The sequence below is a fragment of the Blastococcus sp. SYSU D00669 genome, assembly GCF_054050715.1.
Map to the genome: position 1 here is coordinate 171,703 of NZ_JBJGZV010000002.1, position 21,284 is coordinate 192,986.

Consider the following 21,284-nt stretch of genomic DNA (forward strand, 5'->3'; position numbering starts at 1 on the left):
AGGAGACGCAGGGTGCTGTTCGGCGTGCTCGGCACCGTCGACGCGCGCCCGTTCCCGCAGAGCCCGCCGCTGGACCTCGGCAGCCCGCTGCAGCGCGTCCTGCTGGGGCTGCTGCTCACCGAGGCCGACCGGTCGGTTTCCCTCGACCGCATCCTCGAGGAGCTGTGGGGCGACACGCCGCCGGCCGACCCGGAGGCGTCGCTGCACACCTACGTCTCGCGGCTGCGCCGGGTGCTCGAGCCCGGGCGGGCGGCCGGCGAGCCGCCGCGGCTGCTGCTGCGCACCCCGGCCGGCTACCGGCTCGCCGTCGTGCCGGACGCCGTGGACGCCGGGCGCTTCGCCGCGCTGGCCGCGGCCGCCCGCGACCGGCTGGCCGCCGGGGACGCCGCCGGCGCGCTGGCCGCGGCCGAGGAGGCGCTGGCGCTGTGGCGCGGCCCGGTGGCGCTGGAGGACGCCGGTGACCGCGAGTTCGCCGTCCGCACCCGGGACCGCCTCGAGGACCTGCGGCTGACCTGCCGGGAGGACCGGCTGGCGGCGCTGCTGGAGCTGGGCCGCGCGGCCGAGGCGGCGGCCGACGCCGAGGCGCTGGTCGCCGAGCAGCCGCTGCGGGAGCGGCCGTGGGTGCTGCTGGTCGACGCGCTGGTCGCGGCCGGCCGGACCGCCGACGCGCTGGCCCGCTACGCCGACGTCCACCGGCTGCTCGACGCGGAGCTCGGGGTCTCCCCCGGCCCGGCGCTGCGGGCGGCGCAGGCGCGGGCGCTGGGCGGCGAGCCGGCGCCGGAACCGGTGACCGTCGCCGACGCCCGCCCGCCGCTGGTGGGCCGCGCGCGGGAGCTCGCCGTCCTGCGCGAGCTGGTGGCCGGTCTGCCGCGCAGCGGGCCGCGGTTCGTGCTGCTCGACGGGGAGCCGGGCATCGGCAAGAGCCGGCTGGCGGCCGAGCTGCCCGGAGCCGTGTGGGGGCGGTGCCACGAGGACGACGACTCCCCCGCCCTGTGGCCGTGGCGGCAGGTGCTCGCCGCGCTGGGCGAGGAGCTCACCGGCCCCGAGGACGGCGCCTTCGCCGCGTTCGAGCGGGTGCTCACCGCGCTGGTGACGGCGTCGGCGCGGGCGCCCGTGGTCGTGGTGGTCGACGACCTGCACTGGGCCGACCCGGCGTCGCTGCGGCTGCTGGCGTTCCTGGCGGTGGAGCTGCAGCACGGGCCGGTCGCCGTCGTCGGCACCTGCCGGACCGACGTCCGCGACCCGGGGCTGGCGCGGGTGCGGGCGACGCTGGCCCGGACGGCGGGGTTCGCCCAGCTGACGCTCGGCCCGCTGGGCGCGGCCGACACCGCCCGCCTGGTGCAACGGGTGGCCGGTGGGCTCGACGAGCGGGCGGCGGCCGAGCTGCACGAGCGGTCGGGCGGCAACCCCTTCTTCGCCACCGAGCTGGCCCGGGTCGCGGCCGACGAGGAGGTGGTGCCGCCGGGCGTGCGCGACGTCGTCGACCGCCGGCTGGCCCGGCTGCCGGAGGGCGCGCGGGCGGTGCTGCAGCTGGCGGCCGCGGCCGGGCAGCGGTTCGACGTCGGGCTGCTGCAGCGTGCCTCGGGGCAGGACGACGACGCGCTGCTCGACGCGCTGGACGCCGCCGAGGCCGCCGACCTGGTGCGCCCGGCAGCGCCGGGCCGGCTGGCGTTCGCGCACGCGCTGGTGCGCGACACGCTGCTGGCCGAGCTGTCGGAGCTGCGGCGGGCGCGGCTGCACGCCCGGCTGGCGGCGGCACTGCCGGCGACGGCGGACGCGTTCGAGCGGGCGCACCACCTGGTGGCCGGCCGCCCGTTCACCGACGTCCCGGACACGGTGGCGGCCTGCGCGGCGGCGGCCACCCGGGCGGGTGCCGAGCACGCGCACGAGACGGCGGCGCGGTGGTGGGAGCGGGCGCTGGAGGCCGGTGAGCTGCCTGCGCTGCGGCAGGACCTGCTGCTGCAGGCGGGGACGTCCCTGACGCGGGCGGGCTCGTGGGCCGCGGCGCAGCGGCTGCTGAGCGACGCCATCGAGGCGGCGCTGGCGCGCGGCGACACCGCCACGGCGGCGACCGCGGCCGACCAGCTGGCCACCACCGGCGGGCTGTGGTTCCCGGTCGAGTACGAGACGTACCCGGAGCGGCTGGTCGGCCTGCTGGAGCGGCTGGTACTGGCGGCCGGCGACGAGGACACCCGGGTGCGGGCGCTCTCCGCGCTCGCGCTGTACACCCACTACGGGCCGGACCGCGGCCGGGCGCTGCGCGAGTCGGAGCAGGCCGTGGCCCTCGCGCGGTCGACCCGGCGGCCCGACCTGCTGGAGCGGGCGCTGGTGGGCCGGCTGGCCGCGGCCTGGCTGCCGGGGCACGAGGAAGAGCTGTTCGCGGCGGCCGACGAACTGCTCGCCCTGGTGGACGCGGCTGCACAGCCCGCGGTGACCGTGCTGGCGCTGGCCCGCCGGGCGGTGGCGCGGTTGGTGCTGGGTGACACGGAGGGCGACGGGGAGGACCTCGCCCGGGCGTGGGAGGTCGCCGAGCGCGCGGGGCTGACGCTGGCGCAGTCGCAGCTGATCAGCCTCCAGGCGGCACGGGCGCTGCTGCACGGGGACTTCGAGGTGGCGGTGGAGCTGATCGACCGGTCGTGGGCGCTGACGCAGCAGACCCAGCTGTACGCGCAGGCCCGCCAGGACCTCGTCATGCGGTCGTTCGTGTGGATCGACCAGGGGTGCCTGCCCGAGCGGCTCGCCGAGCTGCCGGCCGAGGCCGTCGAGGTCGCGCCGACCGGCGGGACGGTGCTGATCACGGCGCTGGCGCTGCTGCAGGCGGGGCAGCCGGCCGCGGCTGCCGCGGCGATGGCGGCCGAGGACGGGTTCGCGGCGTACCCGCAGCAGTGGGACGCGCTGTCGATCACCTGCTGGCAGGCGGTGGTGGCCGCGTCGCTGGCCGGGTCGGTCGGGCTCGATCCCGCGGTGCCGGCGGCGATCGCCGACCGGCTGCTGCCGTTCGCCGACCACCTGGCGGTGCACGGGGGCATCGGGGCGCTGGGGCCGGTGGTTGTCTACCTCGGGCAGGCGGAGGCGGCGGCGGGGCGCCTGGAGAACGCGGAGGCCCACCTGCGTGCGGGGATCGAGGTGGCCGCCGCGCTGGGGCTGCGGCCGGCGCTGGCGAAGGGCCGGCTGGCGCTGGCGCGGGTGCACGTCGGTCGAGGCGAACGGGCCGCCGCGGCCGCGGAGGCCGCCGCGGCGCGGGAGGTGGCCGAGGAGATCGGCATGCGCCTGGTGGCTGCTGAGGCCGCGCGCCTCGTGCACGAGTGAGGGGGACGGCGTGGGGACGACGGTCTCGCACCCGGTGTTCGCGCGGTTCTGGGCGCGGCTGGCGGCCTCGGCCGAGCGCAACGGGACGGCGGCGATCAGGGACCGCCTGCTGGCGGGGGTGACCGGCCGGGTGGTGGAGATCGGCGCAGGGACCGGGACGAACTTCGCGCACTACCCGGCGGGCGTGGCGTCGGTGCTGGGGGTGGAGCCGGAGGCGCGGTTGCGCGCGCCGGCTGCAGAGGCCGCCGGCTCCGCGCCGGTGCCGGTGACCGTGGTGGACGGGACGGCCGACGCCCTGCCCTGCGACTCCGGCGCGTTCGACGCGGCCGTGGTGTCGCTGGTGCTGTGCAGCGTGCCCGACCAGGCGGCGGCGCTGCGCGAGGTGCGCCGGGTGCTGCGGCCGGGAGGGCGGCTGCACTTCTGGGAGCACGTGCGGTCGGAGCGCCCGGGGCATGCGCGGGTGCAGCGGGCGCTCGACGCGACCGTGTGGCCGTCGTTCGGGGCTGGCTGCCACACCGCACGCGACACCCTCGCGTCGATCGAGGCGGCCGGCTTCACCGTCGAGCGGCTGGAGCGCTTCGCCTTCCCGGAGGCCGGCCCGCCGATGCCGACCCGCCCGCAGATCCTGGGGACGGCCGCCGTCCGGTGAACCGGCCACCCTCGCCCGCGGCGGCGCGAGCGCCTCAGGAGAGCCCGGCGCCGGTGCCCAGCGCGATCGCCACGAGCGCCGCGGCGACCCAGTCGACGGCGGCGCAGAACGGCGGCCACCAGCGGGTGCCGGCCACGAAGCCGGTCCGGTGCTGCCAGGTGTCCTTGAGGCCGTGACCGGCCAGACCGGCCACGAGCAGCCACGGGGTGGCCGCCAGCGCGACCGCGGCCAGGACGACGAAGACCGCGGCGACGACCACCTCCACGGCCAGGACGTGCGGGCGTCCGTCGGCGACGGCGAACCCGATGTAGACGGCGGCGATCAGGGCGAGACCCAGCGCGTAGACGGTGTCGGGGCGCAGCCAGGGGAACGCCAGCGGGGAGGCCGCCTGGACGACGCCGAGGACGGCGCCCCAGAGCAGGGGCGCGCGCACGGCTACGCCGCCTTCCCGGCGCGGCCGGTCGTCGCCAGGCACACCGCCAGGACGACGGCCACCGGTCCCCACAGGGTCAGCCCGTCGGCGGACAGCTGGCCGATCGCTGCCAGCGGGGCCAGCAGGGCGGCCGGCGCCGCCCAGGTCACCAGGTGCACCAGCGGCCGCGGCCAGCCCTGCAGGTGCAGCCACGCGGCGCTGATCGCGCTCACGGCGGCCACCGCGGCGGACGCGAGCGGCCAGCCCTCGGCCGCACCGAGCGTCCACCCGGCGGGCACCGCGACCAGGCCGATCAGCGGCACCAGGACGGTGCGCGCGTAGCCGCCGACGAGGTCCCGCACCGCGGTCACCGGACTGCTCCTGCCGGCATCCGCGCGGAGTCCGCCGCCATGCGGCGGTCCAGCGCCTCCGCGTCCCGGCCGACGAAGCCGAGCAGCGCCGAGCCGCGGCTGGTCTGCCAGGGCAGCCCGAGGAAGTACAGGCCGGGCACGTCCGTGACGCCGGCCCGGTGGCGGACGGCGCCGTCCTCGACCACGCCCGGCACGTGCAGCCACGAGTGGTCGGTGCGGAACCCGGTGGCCCACACGACGGCGTCCACCTCGGCGGACGTGCCGTCGGCGAAGCGCGCCGTCCGCCCGGTGACGCCGGTGAGGCGGGGACGGAAGCCGATCCCTCTGCGGCGCAGCCGGCTGCTGCGGGTGCCGATGACCAGGTCGCCGCGGGCCCGCAGCCGGCGGGCGAAGCGGCTCTCGGCCGGCACGGTGAAGAACCCCGAGCGGGTCAGCCAGAAGAAGAGGTCGCGGCCGAGCACCCGCTGGGGCAGCTCCCTCGGCGTCGAGCCGACCGCCACGGTCACCGAGCACGAGTCGGCGAGCTCGTCGGCGATCTGCAGACCGGAGTTGGCCGCGCCGACGACCAGCACGCGGCTGCCGGCGAGCAGCTGGGCGGGGTTGCGGTACTCCGCGCTGTGCAGCTGCGGCACCAGGGGGTCGAGGTCGGAGGCGATCGCGGGGACGGACGGCGTCTGGAAAGGACCGGTGGCGACGACGACCTGCCGGGCGTGCAGCGTCCCGGTCGGCGTGGTGGCGGCGAAGGTGCCGTCGTCCTCGCGGTGCAGCCGGGTGACGGGGCTGTGGAGCCGCACCGGCAGCCGGAAGTGCCGGGCGTAGGCGGCCAGGTAGTCCGCGACGTCGTCCTTGGTGGGATGGGTGTCGGCCGGCGCCGGGAACGGCAGGCCGGGCAGCGAGTCGTACCGGGCGGGGCTGAACAGCCGCAGCGAGTCCCACCGGTTGCGCCACGACGAGCCGATCTCGGCGCCGGCGTCGAGCAGCAGGAAGTCGGCGCCGCGGGCGGCCAGGGAGTGCCCGAGGGCGAGGCCGGCCTGGCCGGCGCCGATCACGATCACGTCGGAGGTCATGCCGAGGACGCTAGGAACGCGCCGCCCGGCTCACGCCGGGAGAACCGCCAGGTTCTCAGAGCTCCAGCGGGAGCGCGATGAGCTCCGCCCGAGAGGCGACGCCGAGCTTGCTGAAGACGTTGCGCAGGTGGAAGTCGACGGTGCGCGGGCTGACGAACAGCTGCGCGGCGGCGTCCCGGTTGGACAGGCCCTGCCGGACCAGCCCGGCCACCTGGCGTTCCTGCGCGGTGAGGTCGGTGGCGGTCGAGACGTCGCGGCGGCGCGCGGTCTCGCCGGAGGCGCGCAGCTCCTGCGCCGCGCGCTCGGCCCACGGCGTGGCGCCGAGCTCCTCGAAGAGGGTGAGCGCCGTCCGCAGGTGCTCGCGCGCGTCGACCCGGCGGCGGTTGCGGCGGAGGAACTCGCCGTAGGCCAGCTCGGTGCGGGCGCGGTCGGGCACGCGCGGCGATCGTGCGTGGGCGGCGAGCGCCCGCTGGAAGTGCTGGTCGGCGTCGTCGCCGTCGCCCAGCAGGGCGCGGCCGTGCTCGACGACGGCGACCGCGCTCGGCGTGCCCGTGCCCTCCGCGAAGTCGTCCAGCTCCTCGACCCAGGCGCGGAGGACGTCGCCGCGACCGGCCCGGAAGGCGGCGTCGAACACGTCGAGGGCGGCCAGGCGGCGGATCAGCGGCAGCCCGATGTGCTCGTAGTGGTGCAGCGCGGTCGCCGGCTGCGCCGCCGCGCGCAGGCCGCGTCCCCAGTGGAGCATGCCCACGACCTGCCCGTCCGTGACGCCGAAGGGGTGCGCCTCGCGGAGCTCGGCGGCCTCGGCCAGCCGGCGGTCGGCGTCGTCCTCCCCGCGGAGGGCGCCGACCAGGGCGAGCTGGACGGCCGGCAGCGTCGTCAGGACCGTCTGCCCGGCTCCGGCCATGAGCGACAGCGCCTCCGCCGCGGCCGCCACCGCCGTCGTCCACGAGCCGGTCGCGAGGCGGGACAGGAAGCCGCGGGTCAGCGCGTGCTCGACCATGGTGAGGGCACCGGCGCGGCGCGCGGCGACGAGCTGGTCCTCGTGCAGCCGCAGGCTGCGCTCGTCGTCGTCTATCACCCAGGCGGCGATGGCCAGGTTGGGCTGGAGCACGTGGTCGCCCTCGAGCGGCTGCGCGTCGGTCAGTGCGAACGCGCAGCGGAAGGCCTGCGCGGCGGCTGCGGGATCCCGGTGGGCCAGCGCGTGGAACCCGTGCATGAGGTGGAACGCGACCTGGTGCACGGCCGGCGCGTCCGGCGGGGGCTGCGGCACCAGCGGGACCGGGTCGAAGGTGCGCGGCGACCGGGCCCCGAACGCCGACAGCGACGCCGCGAGCATGGCCATCTGCCGCGCCATCGCCTCGTCGGTGCCGGTGACGACCTCCGCGGCCTGCAGGACGAGGTCGTACCCCTCGTCCAGCGAGCGGGTGTTCCACAGGACCGTCCCCTGCAGCAGGAGCAGCCGCGCCCGCAGCAGCGGATCGGTCACCAGGGCGGTGGCCGCGTCGGCCAGCGCGATCGCCCGCGAGGGGTGCGCGCCCAGCCAGGACGACGACGCGGCGAGGTACAGCCGCCGGCCGCGCTCCTCGCCGCCGGAGGTGAGCTCGGCGGCCCGTGCCCAGGCCGCGGCCGCTGCCTCGTGCCCGCCCCGGGCGGCGGCCCGCTCGGCGACCCCGTCCAGGGCGGCGACGACCGTCTCGTCCGGGCGGTCGGCGGCGGCCGCCAGGTGCCACGCGCGCCGGTCGGCGTCGGACCCGAGGACGTCGGCGAGCGCCCGGTGCGCGGCCCGCCGCTGCGCGCTGGTCGCCGCCCGGTAGACGGCCGAGCGCACCAGCGGGTGGTACATCGACAGGGCGTCGCCGTCCACCCGCAGGAGCCCGGCCCGCTCCACCGCGTCCAGGGCGTCGTCGCCCGCGTCGAGCGCCTCGGCGGCGTCGCGGACGACGGTCAGCCGGCCGGTGTCGTCGGCGGCGGCCACCACCAGGAACCGCCGCGCCGCTTCGGGCAGCCGCCGGTGGCGCTCGAGGAACCCGCGCTCCACTCCCCCGGTCAGCGGCAGCGGGCTGGGAAGCGGCTCGGTGCCGGCCAGCTGCCCGGCGGTGAGCACGCCGGCCAGCTCGACCAGGGCCAGCGGGTTGCCCCCGGTGTTCGCGACCAGCGCGTCGCGCACGGCCGGGTCGACGGCACCGCGGGCGGAGAGCAGCGCGTCGGCGTCCGGGCCGGTCACCCCGCCCAGGACGACGGTCGGCAGGTCGTCGGCCTCGAAGCGGCGGACGTCGCCGTCCCGGGCGGCGAACAGCAGCCCCACCCGCTCGGCCTGCAACCGCCGGGCGACGAACAACAGCGCCGCGGAGGAGGCGTCGTCCAGCCAGTGCGCGTCGTCGACGACGGCCAGCAGCGGGCGCTCCTCGGCGGCGTCGGCGAGGAGGCTCAGCGTGCCGAGGAAGGCGAGGAACCGGTCGCCCTCGCCGTCGGCCTCGCCGAGCGCGGCGCGCAGCGCCGCCCGCTGCGGAGCCGGCAGCGCCTCGAGCCGGCCGCGCAGCGGCCACAGCAGCCGCTGCAGGGCGGCGAAGGCCAGCGGCGATTCGGACTCCACGCCGGAGGTGCGCAGCACGGTCAGGTCCTCGACGGCGGCCAGCGCCTCGCCGAGCAGGGTCGTCTTGCCGGAGCCGGCGACCCCGCGGACGACGAGCGCCGCACCCCGTCCCGCCCGGGCGGCGTCGACCGCCGCGGCGATCGCCGCGCGCTCGGGGTCGCGTCCGGCCAGCACGGCCAGACCGTACCGAGGCGGAGGAACGAAACCTGGCGATTTCCCCGGCGTGAGCGATCCCGCCGGCGGCGAGCGTGGCGGCGAACCCACCACTGCTCCCGAGGAGGACCGATGTCGGCCCACTCCGCCGTCTCCCCCGCACACCACCCGCCCACCGACGAGCCGCGCCGCCCGTGGACCGTCTTCGCGCTGATGATCGCCGCCCAGGTCATGGTGATCCTCGACGTCTCGGTCGTGAACGTCGCCCTGCCGTCGATCAGCCGCGGCCTGCACCTGTCCGCCGCGGACTACCAGTGGACGGTCAGCGCCTACGTGCTGCTCTCCGGTGGCCTGCTGCTGCTCGGCGGCCGCATCGCCGACGTGCTCGACCGGCGCCGCGCGTTCCTCGCCGGGGTCGGGCTGTTCACCGCCGCGTCCCTGGCCAGCGCGCTCGCGCAGGCCCCGTGGATGCTCATCGTCTCGCGGGCCGCCCAGGGCGCCGGCGCCGCGCTGCTCACCCCGGCGGCGCTGTCGATCATCATGACCGCCTACGCCGGCAAGCAGCGGCAGACCGCACTGGCCGTCTGGGGCACCGTCGGCAGCCTCGGCATCGCCGCCGGCGTGCTCTTCGGCGGAGCGCTGACCAGTGCGTTCGACTGGCGGGCCGTCTTCTTCATCAACGTGCCGATCGGGATCGCCGTCGTCCTCGGGACGCTGCGCACCGTCACCCGAGGCACCCCGACCGGCACGCTGCGCCGGCTGGACCTGCCGGGCGCGGTCACGCTGGTCGGCGGACTGCTGGCGCTGGTGTTCGGCATCGAGGCCACCCGCTCGGCCGGGTGGACGGCGCCGCGCACCTGGATCGCCCTGGCCGTCGCCGCGGTGCTGCTGACCGCCTTCGCCCGGCTCGAGCGGCGGGTGGCCGACCCGCTGGTGCCGCCGGCCACCTGGCGCGTCAGGTCGCTGGTCTCCGCCTCGGCGGTGATGGCCGGCGTCACCGGTGTCGTGGTCGGCGCGATCTTCCTGTCGTCGCTGTACCTGCAGGCGGTGGTCGGGGCGTCGGCGCTGGTCGCCGGCCTGGAGTTCCTGCCGCTGGCCGGGGCGATCACGCTGTCGGCCGCCGCGGCGTCGCACGCGATCGCGCACCTGGGCGCGAAGCCGCTGATCCTCGGTGGCCTGGTCGTGATGGCCGGCGGCGTGCTGCTGCTGGCCGCGAACGCCGGCGGGACCTCGTACGCCGCCGACGTCCTTCCCGGGTTCCTGCTGGTCGGCGCGGGCGTCGGGCCGATGTTCGTGGCCATCGCCGTCGCCGCGATGGGCGACGTCCCGGCCCAGAGCTCGGGCCTGGCGAGCGGGCTGATGATGACCGGCCACGAGATCGGCGCGGCGCTCGGCGTCGCCGGCCTCACCGCGGTCGCCGGGGACCTGGCGACCCGGGCCGGGCTGGTCGACGGATACGGCCGCGCCTTCGCCGCCACCGCCGTCGTCCTGGCGGGGCTGTTCCTGCTCACCCTGCTCGCCGTCCCCGGCGGGAAGCCGGCGACCCCGGTCGGCCACGGCCACGGCCCGCACGGCCACTGAGTCCGCTCCCCCACCAACCCTGAGGAGTTCCCGATGTTGTCCAGCACGCCCCGCACGTTCGTCGGCTCGACCACCTTCACCGTCGACGGCATGACCTGCGACCACTGCCGTCGCGCGGTCACCGAGGAGATCTCGGCCGTCCCCGGAGTGGAGTCCGTGACCGTCGACCTGGCCACCGGCACGGTCACCGTCGCCACGACCTCGCCGGTCGACCGGGCGGACATCGCCGCCGCGGTCGACGAGGCCGGCTACTCCCTCGTCCCGTGACCGCCGGGACCCCGGCGCCTTCCCGGATGAGCGCCAAGAAGTTCACGGTCCACTTCCTCGAGATGGTCGTCGCGATGGCCGTCGGCATGGTGGTCCTGCACCCGGTGTGGACGTTCCTGCTCGACGCCTTCGACGCCGCCTGGCTGATGGCGAACCCGTACACGGGCGCGCTGGTCATGGCGACGAACATGACCGTGGCCATGTCCGCGTGGATGAGGTTCCGCGGCCACCGGTGGCGGCCCATCGCCGAGATGGGCGCCGCGATGTACCTGCCCTTCCTCGTGCTGTTCGTGCCGCTCGCCCTCGGCCTCATCGACGACGGCGCCCTGATGCTCTGGGGCCACGTGCTGATGCTCCCGGCGATGGCCGCGGCGATGCTCCTGCGCCCGCACGAGTACGCGCACTCCTGATCCCTTCTCCGAAGGAGTCCCCCCATGTCCCTCACCATCCGACCGGCCGGACCGGACGACGCCCCCGAGGTCGCGGCGATGGTCCGCGAGATCGCCGAGCACGAGGACCAGTCGGCGCACGTGCACGTCGACGAGGCGCTGTGGCGGACGCTGCTCGGTCGGCCCGACGTCACCGTGCTGCTCGCCGAGCGGGACGGCGCGGCCGTCGGCTACGTCTCCGCCGTCCGGCGTCTGCACCTGTGGACCGGCGGCGACGTCCTCGCCCTGGACGACCTCTTCGTCCGGCCCGGCTGCCGCTCCGGCGGGGTCGGGCGGCGGCTGATGACGGCACTGGCCGCCGTCGCGGCACCCGAACGGCTGCTCATCACCTGGGGTGTCGAGCCGGAGAACACCGACGCGCAGCGGTTCTACCGCCGGCTCGGGGCGCGGCTGCGGCCCAAGGTGCTCGCCGCCTGGTCCCCCGAGGCGTACGCGAGCGCCTGAACCTGGCGATTTCCCCGGTCCGAGCCTCGCATCCGCCGCCGAGGCTCGGACCACGCCCCGACGAGGAGAGATCCGATGACCACCACCGCTCCCCCGCCCACCGCCTGCACCCTCGAGATCGGCGGCATGACCTGCGCGTCGTGCGTGCGCCGGGTGGAGAAGGCGCTGTCGAGGGTGGACGGCGTCGTCGCCGCCGAGGTCAACCTGGCCACCGAGGTCGCCACCGTCCGCTTCGACCCGGCGACCGTGGGCCTCGCCGAGCTGACCGAGGCCGTCGCCCGCTCCGGCTACACCGCGACGCCCCGGCGGGAGGTGGCGGAACCGTCGGCTCCGTCGCCACCGCCCGAACCGGACGACGACTCGCGCCTCACCGCGCTGAAGCGGAAGTGGCAGATCACCCTCGGCGTCGGCCTCGGGCTGATGGTGCTGATGTACGTGCCGCTCTACCTGGACACGATGGACTGGCTGATGCCGGCGATCCTCGTCATCGCCACGATCGTGCAGTTCTGGGCCGGGCGGGACGTCTACCGCGCCGCCTGGACCGCCGCGAAGCACCGGTCGACCAACATGAACACGCTGGTCGCGCTCGGGACGCTCGTCGCCTACGGCTACAGCGCGTTCGTCACGCTCTGGCCGGCGGCCGCCGAGCGGTGGGGCCTGCCGCTGCACGTGTACTTCGAGACGTCGCTGGTGATCCTGGCGCTGGTCCTCGCCGGCCGCTGGATGGAGGGTCGCGCGAAGAAGCGCACCGCCTCGGCGATCACGGCGCTCGTCGGGCTGGCGCCGAAGACCGCGCGGGTGCTGCGTGACGGCACGGAGGTCGACGTCCCGGTCGAGCAGGTCGTCGTCGGCGACCTGGTGCGCGTGCGGCCCGGCGAGAAGGTGCCGGTGGACGGCGTCGTCACGTCCGGTGCGTCAGCGATCGACGAGAGCATGCTGACCGGCGAGAGCCTGCCGGTGGACAAGGCGGTCGGCGACACGGTCATCGGCGCGACGCTGAACCGCACCGGGACCGTCGTGCTGCGGGCGACCGCGGTGGGCGCGGACACGGCGCTGGCGCAGATCGTCCGGCTGGTGGAGGACGCGCAGGGCGCCAAGGTGCCGCTGCAGCGCCTGGCCGACCGGGTGTCGGCCTGGTTCGTGCCGATCGTGCTGCTGCTGGCTCTTGCGACGTTCGTGGGCTGGGCGGTCTTCGGCCCGATGACGATGGCGATCACCACGACCATCGCCGTGCTGATCATCGCCTGCCCGTGCGCCCTGGGGCTGGCCACGCCGACCGCGGTGATGGTCGGCACCGGCCGCGCCGCCGAGCTGGGCATCCTGATCGGCGACGGCGACGCGCTGGAGACCGCCCGCCGGGTCACCGCCGTCGTCCTGGACAAGACCGGCACGATCACGCGGGGCAAGCCCGCGCTCACCTCTGTCGTGGTGGCTCCGGGCTGGGACGAGCACGACGTCCTCGCGCTGGTCGCGGCCGCGGAGACGGGCAGCGAGCACCCGGTCGGCGAGGCTCTCGTGGCCGCTGCGGCCGAGCGCTTCCTCGACCTGCCTCCGCTGCGCTCGTTCGACGCGGTGCCCGGGCACGGGATCGACGCGGTCGTCGGCGACCGGGACGTGCACGTGGGCAACGCGGCGCTGATGGCGGCGCGCGGGATCTCCGTGGACGGCCTGGCTTCTGCTGCCGCCGCCGAGGCCGCTGCGGGCCGGACGCCGATGTTCGTCGCGATCGACGGGCCGTTGGCTGCCGTGCTGGCGGTGGCCGACACGGTCAAGCCGGAGTCCGCCGAGGTGGTCGCGCAGCTGCAGGCGCTGGGCGTGCAGGTGTGGATGCTGACGGGCGACAACGCGGCGACCGCCGCCGCGATCGCGCAGCAGGTCGGCATCGAGCACGTGCTGGCCGAGGTGCTGCCGGCGGACAAGGCGGCCACGGTGCGCGAGCTGCAGGCCGACGGGCACGTGGTCGCGATGGCCGGCGACGGCATCAACGACGCCGCGGCGCTGTCGGCGGCGGACGTGGGCATCGCCGTCGGCACGGGTGCGGACGTCGCGATCGCGGCGTCGGACATCACGCTGGTGGGTGGCGACCTGCGGGGCATCGTCTCGGCGATCGCGCTGTCGCGGCGGACGGTGACGACGATGAAGCAGGGCCTGGGCTGGGCGTTCGGCTACAACCTGCTGCTGATCCCGGTCGCGGCCGGCGCGCTCTTCTGGTGGGACGGGCTGCTGCTGGACCCGGTGCTGGCTTCGGCCGCCATGGCGATGAGCTCGGTGAGCGTGCTGACCAACGCGCTGCGGCTGCGGCGGTTCCGCCGTCCGGCGTCCGTGGCCGAGGTGCTGCGGCCGCCGCTGCGGTCGCGGGTGGGCCAGTACGCGTACCTGACCGGGGTGGCCCTGGTCGCGCTGGCGCTGGGGGCGGGGCTGACGGCGGTGTCGCGGATGGACTTCGCCGAGCGCGGGATGAACGGCCAGCTGGCGTGGGTGCAGGGCACCGGCATGCCGATGCGGCCGGAGATGAGCGTGATGATGACCGCGGAGGTGCCGCCGGTCGACGCTGCCGACGCTTCGGTCGACGTCCGGCTCTCCCTGCCGGTCGACGTGCGGCCCGGCGAGCCGACGCGACTGGTGGTCTCGCTCCGGGACGCGGCTAGCGGTGAGCCGATCGAGGACGTCACCCGCAGCCACGAGGCGTGGATGCACCTGATCGCCACGCGGGAGGACCTGGGCACGTTCGCCCACGTCCACCCGGAGCCAACGGGTCGGCCGGGTGAGCTGGCCGTTTCGGTCACCTTCCCGACGGCGGGGCGGTACATCGTGAACACGGAGTTCCGGCGGCAGGGCGAGATGGCCGACGTGCACGCGCGGCAGGTGCTGACGGTCGCGGGACCTGCTCCTGCGCCGGTGGCGCTGGTGGCGGGGCCGCGGGCGGTCGAGGTGGGCGGCGTGCGGGTGTCGCTGGACGGGTCCCCTGAGGTGGGGGGCGCGAGCGACCTGCACTTCACGCTGACCGATGCCGCGACCGGCCGGCCGGTGGAGGACCTGCAGCCGTACCTGGCGGCGGCCGGCCACGTCGTGGTGATGCGGGCCGACGGGCAGACCTTCGCCCACGAGCACGCCGAGGTGACCGACGCGGCCGGCCGACCGTTGTTCGCCCTGCCGGGGACGACGTTCGGCCCGGAGCTCGAGGTCCACGCCGAGTTTCCCACGGCCGGGGTCTACCAGCTGTGGGCTCAGTTCCGGCTGGCCGACGGCGACGTGATCACCGCGCCGTTCACGGTGCAGGCCGGGTGATCCGTGAGCCGCGAGGGCGTCCGCTTCGGGCGCCCTCGCGGCCGCGGCTCGGTGGCCCGCTACTCTGGGCGGGCACCTCCGCGGGTGTAGCTCAATGGTAGAGCCCCAGCCTTCCAAGCTGGCCATGCGGGTTCGATTCCCGTCACCCGCTCCACGCGCCTTCGCGGGTCAGCCCCCGCACGCCGCCTCGGCTTTGAGCGAGGCACGCTGCCTGAACTCCCTGGTCCGCGGAAAGCCCGACGGCGCGGGTCCCGTCCGCCGGCCGGAAGCTGCCCCGGCCTCTCTCGAGCTCGGGATGATCCTCGAGAGCAGTCCCGTCGATTGCAAAACGTCTGTTGAGGAGTGATGAGAGCGGAAAGTCGCCGCGACTGACCCACGGCACGGCGTAGCCGAGTTGATCAACGGGTCGAGCGGGGCGGCGGGGCCACCGAGCAAACAGATCTACCTGTGCCGCTGGGTCCCCTTGTACGCGGCATGCCGCTTGGGCGCACCGAGCCGGCTCGTGGCCGACGACAGGACGGTGTGCCATTGGGGTTGGTGATCCCCTAGTTGAAGGCCACCCCTCTTCCCCGCCGTGTCAGACCTAGCCCCCGGGGTGCGCCCGTCTAGTTTGCCAGGGTGTCCGGATTGCGCTGGCTGGTCGAGGATATGCGCTTCTTCTGGGGGCTTGCCATCGGCCTCCTGGGGATCGTTGTGACGGTAGCGATCGGTCTCTGGCAATACCAGCCGAAGAGACTAAGTTACGAGGTCATCGAGAAGGTGCGGTTGATTGCCAATGAGGCGACCACCGCTGCACGCGGCTTCTCGCACCCCCTCACCGTCTACTACGGCACCCGGCAACTGACCGATCCCTACCTCCTCACCGTCCGGATCAAGAACTCCGGGAAAAGGGGCATCGCGGCCAGCGATTATCAGGGATCCATCGCCATTGCGGGAAAGAACCAGCAGCCCCTCGACGGCTTTGTGAGCGACTCTCGCCCCGAGGACTTGGACCCGACGAATGGGCAAGTCCTGTATGCGGGCGGCTCCATGCAACCGCTCAAGCCACCGATGCTCAACCCTGGCGAGTGGTTCGACTTGCAGTTCATCAGCGATGGTGATCCCGGGGAGGTAGTCGCGAAAGCCCGCTTCCTGGACAGTGGCAAGAAGGGGATGCGCGACGCCCATGGGCAGAACATCCTGCGCAGGCTCGTACGGGATGCCCTCTTATCAGTCGCGGCAGGCACGCTCGCCGTGAGTCTCGGAGCGTTCACGCCCGCCGCGGAAGGAACGGGTGAGCGGGTGAGCGCGGCCGCCGCCTTCGCGGGGATTGCCTTCGTGCTTCTCTTCATAAAGACGCTGTTCATCAGTGGCCCGGATGCTGTGGGCTACGCTTGGCGTAGCCGACCTCGGCTGCGCGCTCGTAGGAACGGGAACTAGGCGTCTCGTTTTGCAAGCGTTACGCCAACTGGCTTGTGCACATGTCAGAGGTCCTGATATGCGCAGGCGTCGGGGTCTTCGTCATCCAAGAGATCCCCCATCGACGAGGACGTCGGGACTATTCGTTTCTCGGTTAGCGACAATAAGCCGACCGCTGGCCCGAGTCTTTCATGGTCGTGATCATCTCTATGACACCCGCGGACCTCGAGCCCTCGTCCCCATTCGCGCGGAGGTCCTACGTCTCTGGATTCGCCGTCAGTACCGAGCAGGCCATGTCGGTCATGCTGAGGTGGGCAGACGCCATGATGGCTCTGCCAGAGTCGACGTTGCAGACTTCCTGCTCCCACGACCAGGCTGGCAGCTCTTGGCGCCCTTGCCCTACGTCGACCGAAGGGCCCCGATCGGCCGTGGCAGTAGAAACGGGCATCGGGCCATCTGATGAGGGACCGGAGCCATAGGGCTCGTCAGGTCGCGCCCAACGCAACGAGCGCGGGCACCGGCTCTCCGACGGCGCCGACCGGCCCGTACCGCGCGCACTCGGCGCCGGTCACCGCGGCCCAGTAGCTGTCGCCGACGCTCCAGAGCTGCCCCTCCCCCGGGTGCGCGACGAACCCCGTCGCGGAGAGGGCGTCCGCGAGCAGAGCGCGATCGGCTGAAGCACGGAGGTCGTCGAGCGTCACGACCACCGCGCCCCCGGTCGCTCGCACGCCCGTCGGCCGATACCCGCCGACGACCATCAGCCGGCGCGACGTCGGCAGCAGCCGGGCGGCGTCCGCCAGCCGCTGCACGACGCCGGCCCGCAGCAGGACGGGCCGCCCCGGTCGCCGCAGAAGTGCCCACGGCACCGCCACCAGCGGCTCCCCGCGCTCGCGCACCGGCACCTGGTCGAGATCGGCGGTCATGGCCGCCAGGCTGCAGAAGCGGCGGTCACACCGACGTTCAGCTGGTCTTTACCCCACGCTTATCCGCGGCACCGCCGGGTCGGCGGCACGAGCCACGCGGCCCGCCGACGCCCGCGGGAACCGCACCGCCACCCGCAGCCCGCCGCCCGGCCGCGCCTCCGCCGCAACCACAGCGTCGTGCGCAGCCGCGATCGACCGCACGATCGTCAGCCCCAGCCCCACCCCGCCGCTGTGCGCCAGCCGCTCCCCCGACAGCCGGCGGAACGGCTCGAACAGCCCGTTCACCTGCTCGGCCGGCACGACCGGCCCGGTGTTCTCGACGCTCAGCACGCCCTCGTCGTCCACCCGCACCCACAGCGAGCCACCCGGCTCGTTGTACTTCACCGCGTTGCCGACCAGGTTCGCCACCAGGCGCTCGACCAGCGGCCGCTCCCCCACCACGGTCACCGGCGCCGCCTCCACCGACAGCGTCACGTCAGCAGCCACCGCCGCCGCCCGGAACTGCTCGGCCGCCGCCGGCACCAGCTCGTCGAGCGGTACCGGCCCGGAAGTCATCAGGCCCCGGTCGGTCTCGGCCAGCGTCAGCAGCCCGTCGACCAGCTGCTCGTTGCGCTCGTTCGTCGCCAGCAGCTGCCGCGACAGCAGCTCCAGCTGCTCAGGGGTCAAAGACCCGGACAGGCTGACCTCGATCAGCGCCCGCTGCGTCGCCAGCGGCGTCCGCAGCTCGTGCGAGGCCGTCGCCGCGAACCGACGCTGCGCCTCGTAGCCCTCGGCCAACCGGTCGAGCACGGCGTTCAACGAGGCACCCAGCTGGCCGGTCTCGTCACCCGGACCGCCGCCCACCGGCAGCCGCAGCGCCAGGCTGGCCGGGCCGAACCGGCCCACGCTCTCGGCCAGCACCCGCACCGGGTGCATCACCCACCGCGCCAGCGCCACCGCGACGACGACCGCCACCGCCAGCGCCACCAGCAGCTCCACGACGGCGAGCCCTGGGCTGTAGGACGCACAGCCGTTGGTCACGCTCACCCAGCCGCCCGAGCAGTACGGCCACGGCGGCGTCCCGCGCAGGTGGTAGACGAGCCCCTTGACGGTGGTGACGGTGAAGTCCACCCAGAAGTACGCCAGCGGCCAGGTCACCAGGACGGCGACGGCGGCGCGCCGGCGCGGGGTCAGCCACACGCCCGGCGACGCTACCGCCGACTGCACGGGGATCCGACGCATGCTTATCCCGTCCTTATCCGACGTCCAGGAGCCTGAACGACCGTGCGCGTGCTGCTCGCCGACGACGAGGTCCTGCTCGCCGACACCATCGCCGAGGGGCTGCGCAAGCTCGCCATGGCCGTCGACGTCTGCTACGACGGCGCCGCGGCCATGGAGCGGCTCGGCGTCAACCGGTACGACGTCGCCGTCCTCGACCGGGACATGCCCGGCGCCACCGGCGACGCCGTCTGCCGCTGGGCCGTCGACACCAAGGTCGGCACCCGCATCCTGCTGCTCACCGCCGCCAGCGGGATCCGCGACCGCGTCGACGGCCTCTCCCTCGGCGCCGACGACTACCTCACCAAGCCGTTCGCCTTCGCCGAGCTCGCCGCCCGGGTGCAGGCCCTGGCCAGACGACCGCCCGTCGGCACCCCGCCGGTGCTCGAGCGCGCCGGCGTCGTCCTCGACGTGCCGCGGTTCCGGGCGTTCCGCGACGGCCGGCTGCTCGACCTCACGCCCAAGGAGTTCGCCGTCCTCAACGTGCTCATGCAGGCCGACGGCGCCGTCGTCAGCGCCGAGGAGCTCCTCGAGAAGGCCTGGGACGAGCACGCCGACCCCTTCACCAACGCCGTCCGGGTCGCCGTCATGACCCTGCGGCGCAAGCTCGGCGACCCGCCCGTCATCACCACCGTCCCGCGCGTGGGTTACCGCTTCGGGGATGTGAGCGAGGCATAAGCCCGCGCGTTACCGAGAGGCGACGTCGGTCCGCGCAGGGTGGCCGCATGCGCACAGCCACGCCGCCGGCGCGCCGGACGACGGCCGGTTCGCCGTGACCCCCGCGGACCGGCCGTTCCTCCCCGACGGGCCCGCGCCGTTCGCCGGGTACCTCGACACCATCGCGCGGGCGCCGTCGGTGCCGGCCACCGTCGCGGCCGGCGTCCTCCTCGCCGTCCTTCTCGCCGCGGTCGTGCGACGGCGACGCGGGCTCACCTTCCTGACCGGCGCGGGGCTCGCCGTCGTCCTCGGGGTGACGATCGTGCCCTGGGGCGGGTGGACGGCGTTCGGCCTGGAGGACGACGTCCCGGCGCACGTGCTGGCCGACCTCGCGCCGCGGCCGGGCGACCTGACCGCCTGGCAGCACGCCGGCGACGGCCCGCTCAACGTCGTGCTGTTCGTGCCGCTCGGCTTCCTCCTCGCGCTGCTCCTCCGCGCGCCGGTGAGAGGCGCGCTGGCCTGCGCGCTGCTCTCGCTGGGCATCGAGTGCTACCAGGCCGCCCTCACCAGCCGGGTCGGCGCGTTCGCCGACGTCGTCGCCAACTCCCTCGGTGCGGCCCTCGGCGCGACCGCCGCCCTGGTGGTGCTCGTCGTCGCCCGGCGCCGCTCGGGAAGCGGACGAGACGGGCGGACGCAACCTGTGGACACGCGGCGTCCCGCCCTCCACGCTGATCGTGCGGGGTGAACGCGGCCGCGGCGGGTAGCGCCGACGTGCGGGGGCACCCTCCGTTGTGCTGCGCTTGGGTGTGCAGTCCTCGACAAGGGGGGGGGCAGCCATGGACCCTCAGGACGCGGCGGACAGGGCGGCGGAGCGGAGTCATTCCGCGGGACGGCGCGCCGAGGAGGTCTCCGAGCGGCTGACCCGGCTGGCGACAGGCGGACGGTCGAACACCGACGACGTGGCCGAGGCCCGTCGGCACGCCGACGAGGCACGGGGCCGGGCCGAGGAGTCGCACGCCCGCGCCGCCGTCAGCCACGAGCGGGCGGCCCGCACCCACGAGCGCGCGGCCGCAGCGCACGAGCGCGCGGCCGAACTCCGTGTGGGGGACGTCGAGGAGCACCGGCGCCGGGCCGAGGAGCACCGCCGTGACGCCGCGGCCGACCGGGCCCAGGGCGCCGAGGAGATGGCGTGACCGAGGACAGCCATCCGCTGCCTGCCGGGACGACGCCGGAGCGTCTGCTCGCCGAGCTGGCGGAGGTGCAGGTGGCCGCCGAGGAGCTGCGTGTCGCCGAGGAGGAGATGCGCGTCCAGCAGGAGCAGATCACCCAGCTCCTGCTGCAGCACGACGCCGAGCGGCGTTGGCGCGGCCAGCTGTCGGCACTGGTCCCCGTGGGCCTGTGCCTGACCGACGGCGCCGGCGCCCTCGTCGAGGTCAACCCGGCGATGGCCGCGCGCCTCGGCACCGCGCTGCCACGGCTGCACGGCAAGCCGCTGAGCGTCTACCTCGCCCCCGAGGACGTGAAGGCCTTCCGCTCGGCGCTGCGCGTGCTGGGCAACGGGACGGCGTCCGAGCGCCACCTGGCCGTCACCCTGCGCCCGCGCTCCCAGCCCGCCTTCCCCGTCCGGCTGTTCGGCTTCACCGAGGCGGTCGGCGAGTCCGCCGCCGACGTCCGCGTCCAATGGGTGGTCGTACCCGACGGCACCGAGCCGCAGCCCGGCGACGAGCCGGAACCGCTGGCCTCGCCCGCCGTCATCGGGCTCGCCACGGCCCTGTCCGAGCTCAGCGGGATGCCCGTCGGCGAGGTCGACCGGCAGCGCATGCTGAGCCGGATGGCCACGCTGGTGACCGGCGCCGTCCCCGGCGCCGACTGGGTGAGCATCACGCTCGGCCACCCGATCGAGCCCCAGCGCCTCGGCAGCGACTCCGCGCAGGCGCAGGAGTTCGACGGCCTGCAGGTGCGGGCCGGCGAGGGCCCCTGCTGGCAGGCCTACGACACCGGCGAGGTCGTCATCAGCGACGACGTCACCGCCGACGCCCGCTGGCCGGCGCTGGCCGGGATCGCCGGCGAGGGCGCCGTGCGCAGCGTCCTCGCGCTGCCGGTGCCCGGCGAGGACGGCATCGTCGGTGCGGTGAACGTCTACTCCGGCCGGCGCGAGGGCTTCGCGCCGGCCGGGCGCCGGGTCGCCGAGCTGGTCACCGCCGCGGTGGCCGGCGTCCTGCGCACCGTCGCCGAGCGGGCGGCGATGGAGACCCTCGCCGACAACTTGGAGCGCGCGCTCACCTCACGGGCGGTCATCGACCAGGCCAAGGGGGTGCTCATGGCACGACTCGGCGGCGACGCGGACGAGGCGTTCGCCCGCCTGGTCAAGGTCAGTTCCCGGCTCAACGTCAAGGTGCGCGACCTGGCCGCGCTCATCGTCGGCGGACACGCCGACGAGGTGCTGCGGGTCGCGGAGTGAGATCG

At 75.2% G+C, this 21,284-nt stretch carries 18 protein-coding genes and 1 tRNA gene; 13 read left to right on the forward strand and 6 right to left on the reverse strand.

The features are described 5' to 3' along the window. Window positions 1-12: 12 nt before the first annotated feature. Both ACI8AF_RS03105 and ACI8AF_RS03110 read left to right on the forward strand, forming a co-directional pair. Window positions 13-3,309: an ATP-binding protein gene (locus ACI8AF_RS03105; RefSeq protein ID WP_456538194.1), complete on the forward strand. Its 3,297-nt coding sequence runs from the start codon at window positions 13-15 to the stop codon at window positions 3,307-3,309. Window positions 3,310-3,319: 10 nt separating this feature from the next. Further along, window positions 3,320-3,958 carry a class I SAM-dependent methyltransferase gene (locus ACI8AF_RS03110; RefSeq protein ID WP_456538195.1) on the forward strand — a complete coding sequence of 213 codons (639 nt, stop codon included), beginning with the start codon at window positions 3,320-3,322 and terminating at the stop codon, window positions 3,956-3,958. 34 nt (window positions 3,959-3,992) lie between these two features. On the opposite strand, the gene ACI8AF_RS03115 is transcribed toward ACI8AF_RS03110, so the two are convergent. Genes ACI8AF_RS03115 through ACI8AF_RS03130 form a run of 4 tightly spaced genes read right to left on the reverse strand, consistent with a single transcriptional unit; the run spans window position 3,993 to window position 8,575 of the window. Further along, on the reverse strand, window positions 3,993-4,391 hold the full coding sequence (locus ACI8AF_RS03115) for a hypothetical protein (protein WP_456538196.1): 399 nt from the start codon (window positions 4,389-4,391) through the stop codon (window positions 3,993-3,995). Window positions 4,392-4,393: 2 nt separating this feature from the next. Next, window positions 4,394-4,741: a hypothetical protein gene (locus ACI8AF_RS03120; protein ID WP_456538197.1), complete on the reverse strand. Its 348-nt coding sequence runs from the start codon at window positions 4,739-4,741 to the stop codon at window positions 4,394-4,396. Beyond that, entirely contained in the window at window positions 4,738-5,808 is a 1,071-nt protein-coding gene (locus tag ACI8AF_RS03125; RefSeq protein WP_456538198.1) for a flavin-containing monooxygenase, read from the reverse strand. The genes ACI8AF_RS03120 and ACI8AF_RS03125 overlap by 4 nt, the downstream gene beginning before the upstream one ends. Before the next feature lie 55 nt (window positions 5,809-5,863). Then, window positions 5,864-8,575 (reverse strand): AAA family ATPase, encoded by a 2,712-nt coding sequence (locus ACI8AF_RS03130; RefSeq protein WP_456538199.1) that lies wholly within the window; start codon window positions 8,573-8,575, stop codon window positions 5,864-5,866. A gap of 111 nt (window positions 8,576-8,686) precedes the next feature. Between ACI8AF_RS03130 and ACI8AF_RS03135 the strand changes: the two genes are divergently transcribed. From ACI8AF_RS03135 to ACI8AF_RS03165, 7 genes are all read left to right on the forward strand, one after another. Continuing rightward, window positions 8,687-10,135, forward strand: coding sequence for an MFS transporter (locus tag ACI8AF_RS03135; RefSeq protein WP_456538200.1), 1,449 nt, complete (start codon window positions 8,687-8,689; stop codon window positions 10,133-10,135). A gap of 33 nt (window positions 10,136-10,168) precedes the next feature. Further along, complete coding sequence (locus ACI8AF_RS03140) at window positions 10,169-10,402, forward strand: heavy-metal-associated domain-containing protein (RefSeq protein WP_456538201.1); 234 nt, start codon at window positions 10,169-10,171, stop codon at window positions 10,400-10,402. Between the two features lie 26 nt (window positions 10,403-10,428). Continuing rightward, complete coding sequence (locus tag ACI8AF_RS03145) at window positions 10,429-10,812, forward strand: hypothetical protein (RefSeq protein ID WP_456538202.1); 384 nt, start codon at window positions 10,429-10,431, stop codon at window positions 10,810-10,812. 24 nt (window positions 10,813-10,836) lie between these two features. Continuing rightward, complete coding sequence (locus ACI8AF_RS03150; RefSeq protein ID WP_456538203.1) at window positions 10,837-11,295, forward strand: N-acetyltransferase family protein; 459 nt, start codon at window positions 10,837-10,839, stop codon at window positions 11,293-11,295. Between the two features lie 75 nt (window positions 11,296-11,370). Next, window positions 11,371-14,583 carry a heavy metal translocating P-type ATPase gene (locus ACI8AF_RS03155; protein WP_456538204.1) on the forward strand — a complete coding sequence of 1,071 codons (3,213 nt, stop codon included), beginning with the start codon at window positions 11,371-11,373 and terminating at the stop codon, window positions 14,581-14,583. A gap of 80 nt (window positions 14,584-14,663) precedes the next feature. Further along, a tRNA-Gly gene (locus ACI8AF_RS03160) sits at window positions 14,664-14,737 on the forward strand. A 464-nt stretch (window positions 14,738-15,201) separates the two neighbouring features. Further along, window positions 15,202-16,002, forward strand: coding sequence for a hypothetical protein (locus tag ACI8AF_RS03165; protein WP_456538205.1), 801 nt, complete (start codon window positions 15,202-15,204; stop codon window positions 16,000-16,002). A gap of 464 nt (window positions 16,003-16,466) precedes the next feature. Here ACI8AF_RS03165 and ACI8AF_RS03170 read toward each other — a convergent pair whose 3' ends face one another. Continuing rightward, complete coding sequence (locus tag ACI8AF_RS03170) at window positions 16,467-16,904, reverse strand: hypothetical protein (RefSeq protein ID WP_456538206.1); 438 nt, start codon at window positions 16,902-16,904, stop codon at window positions 16,467-16,469. A gap of 48 nt (window positions 16,905-16,952) precedes the next feature. Beyond that, window positions 16,953-18,125 carry a sensor histidine kinase gene (locus ACI8AF_RS03175; RefSeq protein WP_456538207.1) on the reverse strand — a complete coding sequence of 391 codons (1,173 nt, stop codon included), beginning with the start codon at window positions 18,123-18,125 and terminating at the stop codon, window positions 16,953-16,955. A gap of 42 nt (window positions 18,126-18,167) precedes the next feature. Here ACI8AF_RS03175 and ACI8AF_RS03180 point away from each other — a divergent pair, with 42 nt between their 5' ends. The 4 genes from ACI8AF_RS03180 (at window position 18,168) to ACI8AF_RS03195 (ending at window position 21,279) form a co-directional block, all read left to right on the forward strand. Then, window positions 18,168-18,839, forward strand: a complete 672-nt coding sequence (locus ACI8AF_RS03180) for a response regulator transcription factor (RefSeq protein ID WP_456538208.1) — start codon at window positions 18,168-18,170, stop codon at window positions 18,837-18,839. Between the two features lie 94 nt (window positions 18,840-18,933). Next, window positions 18,934-19,563 (forward strand): VanZ family protein, encoded by a 630-nt coding sequence (locus ACI8AF_RS03185; protein ID WP_456538209.1) that lies wholly within the window; start codon window positions 18,934-18,936, stop codon window positions 19,561-19,563. A 91-nt stretch (window positions 19,564-19,654) separates the two neighbouring features. Further along, window positions 19,655-20,011: a hypothetical protein gene (locus ACI8AF_RS03190; protein ID WP_456538210.1), complete on the forward strand. Its 357-nt coding sequence runs from the start codon at window positions 19,655-19,657 to the stop codon at window positions 20,009-20,011. Next, on the forward strand, window positions 20,008-21,279 hold the full coding sequence (locus ACI8AF_RS03195; protein WP_456538211.1) for an ANTAR domain-containing protein: 1,272 nt from the start codon (window positions 20,008-20,010) through the stop codon (window positions 21,277-21,279). The genes ACI8AF_RS03190 and ACI8AF_RS03195 overlap by 4 nt, the downstream gene beginning before the upstream one ends. Window positions 21,280-21,284 lie beyond the last annotated feature (5 nt).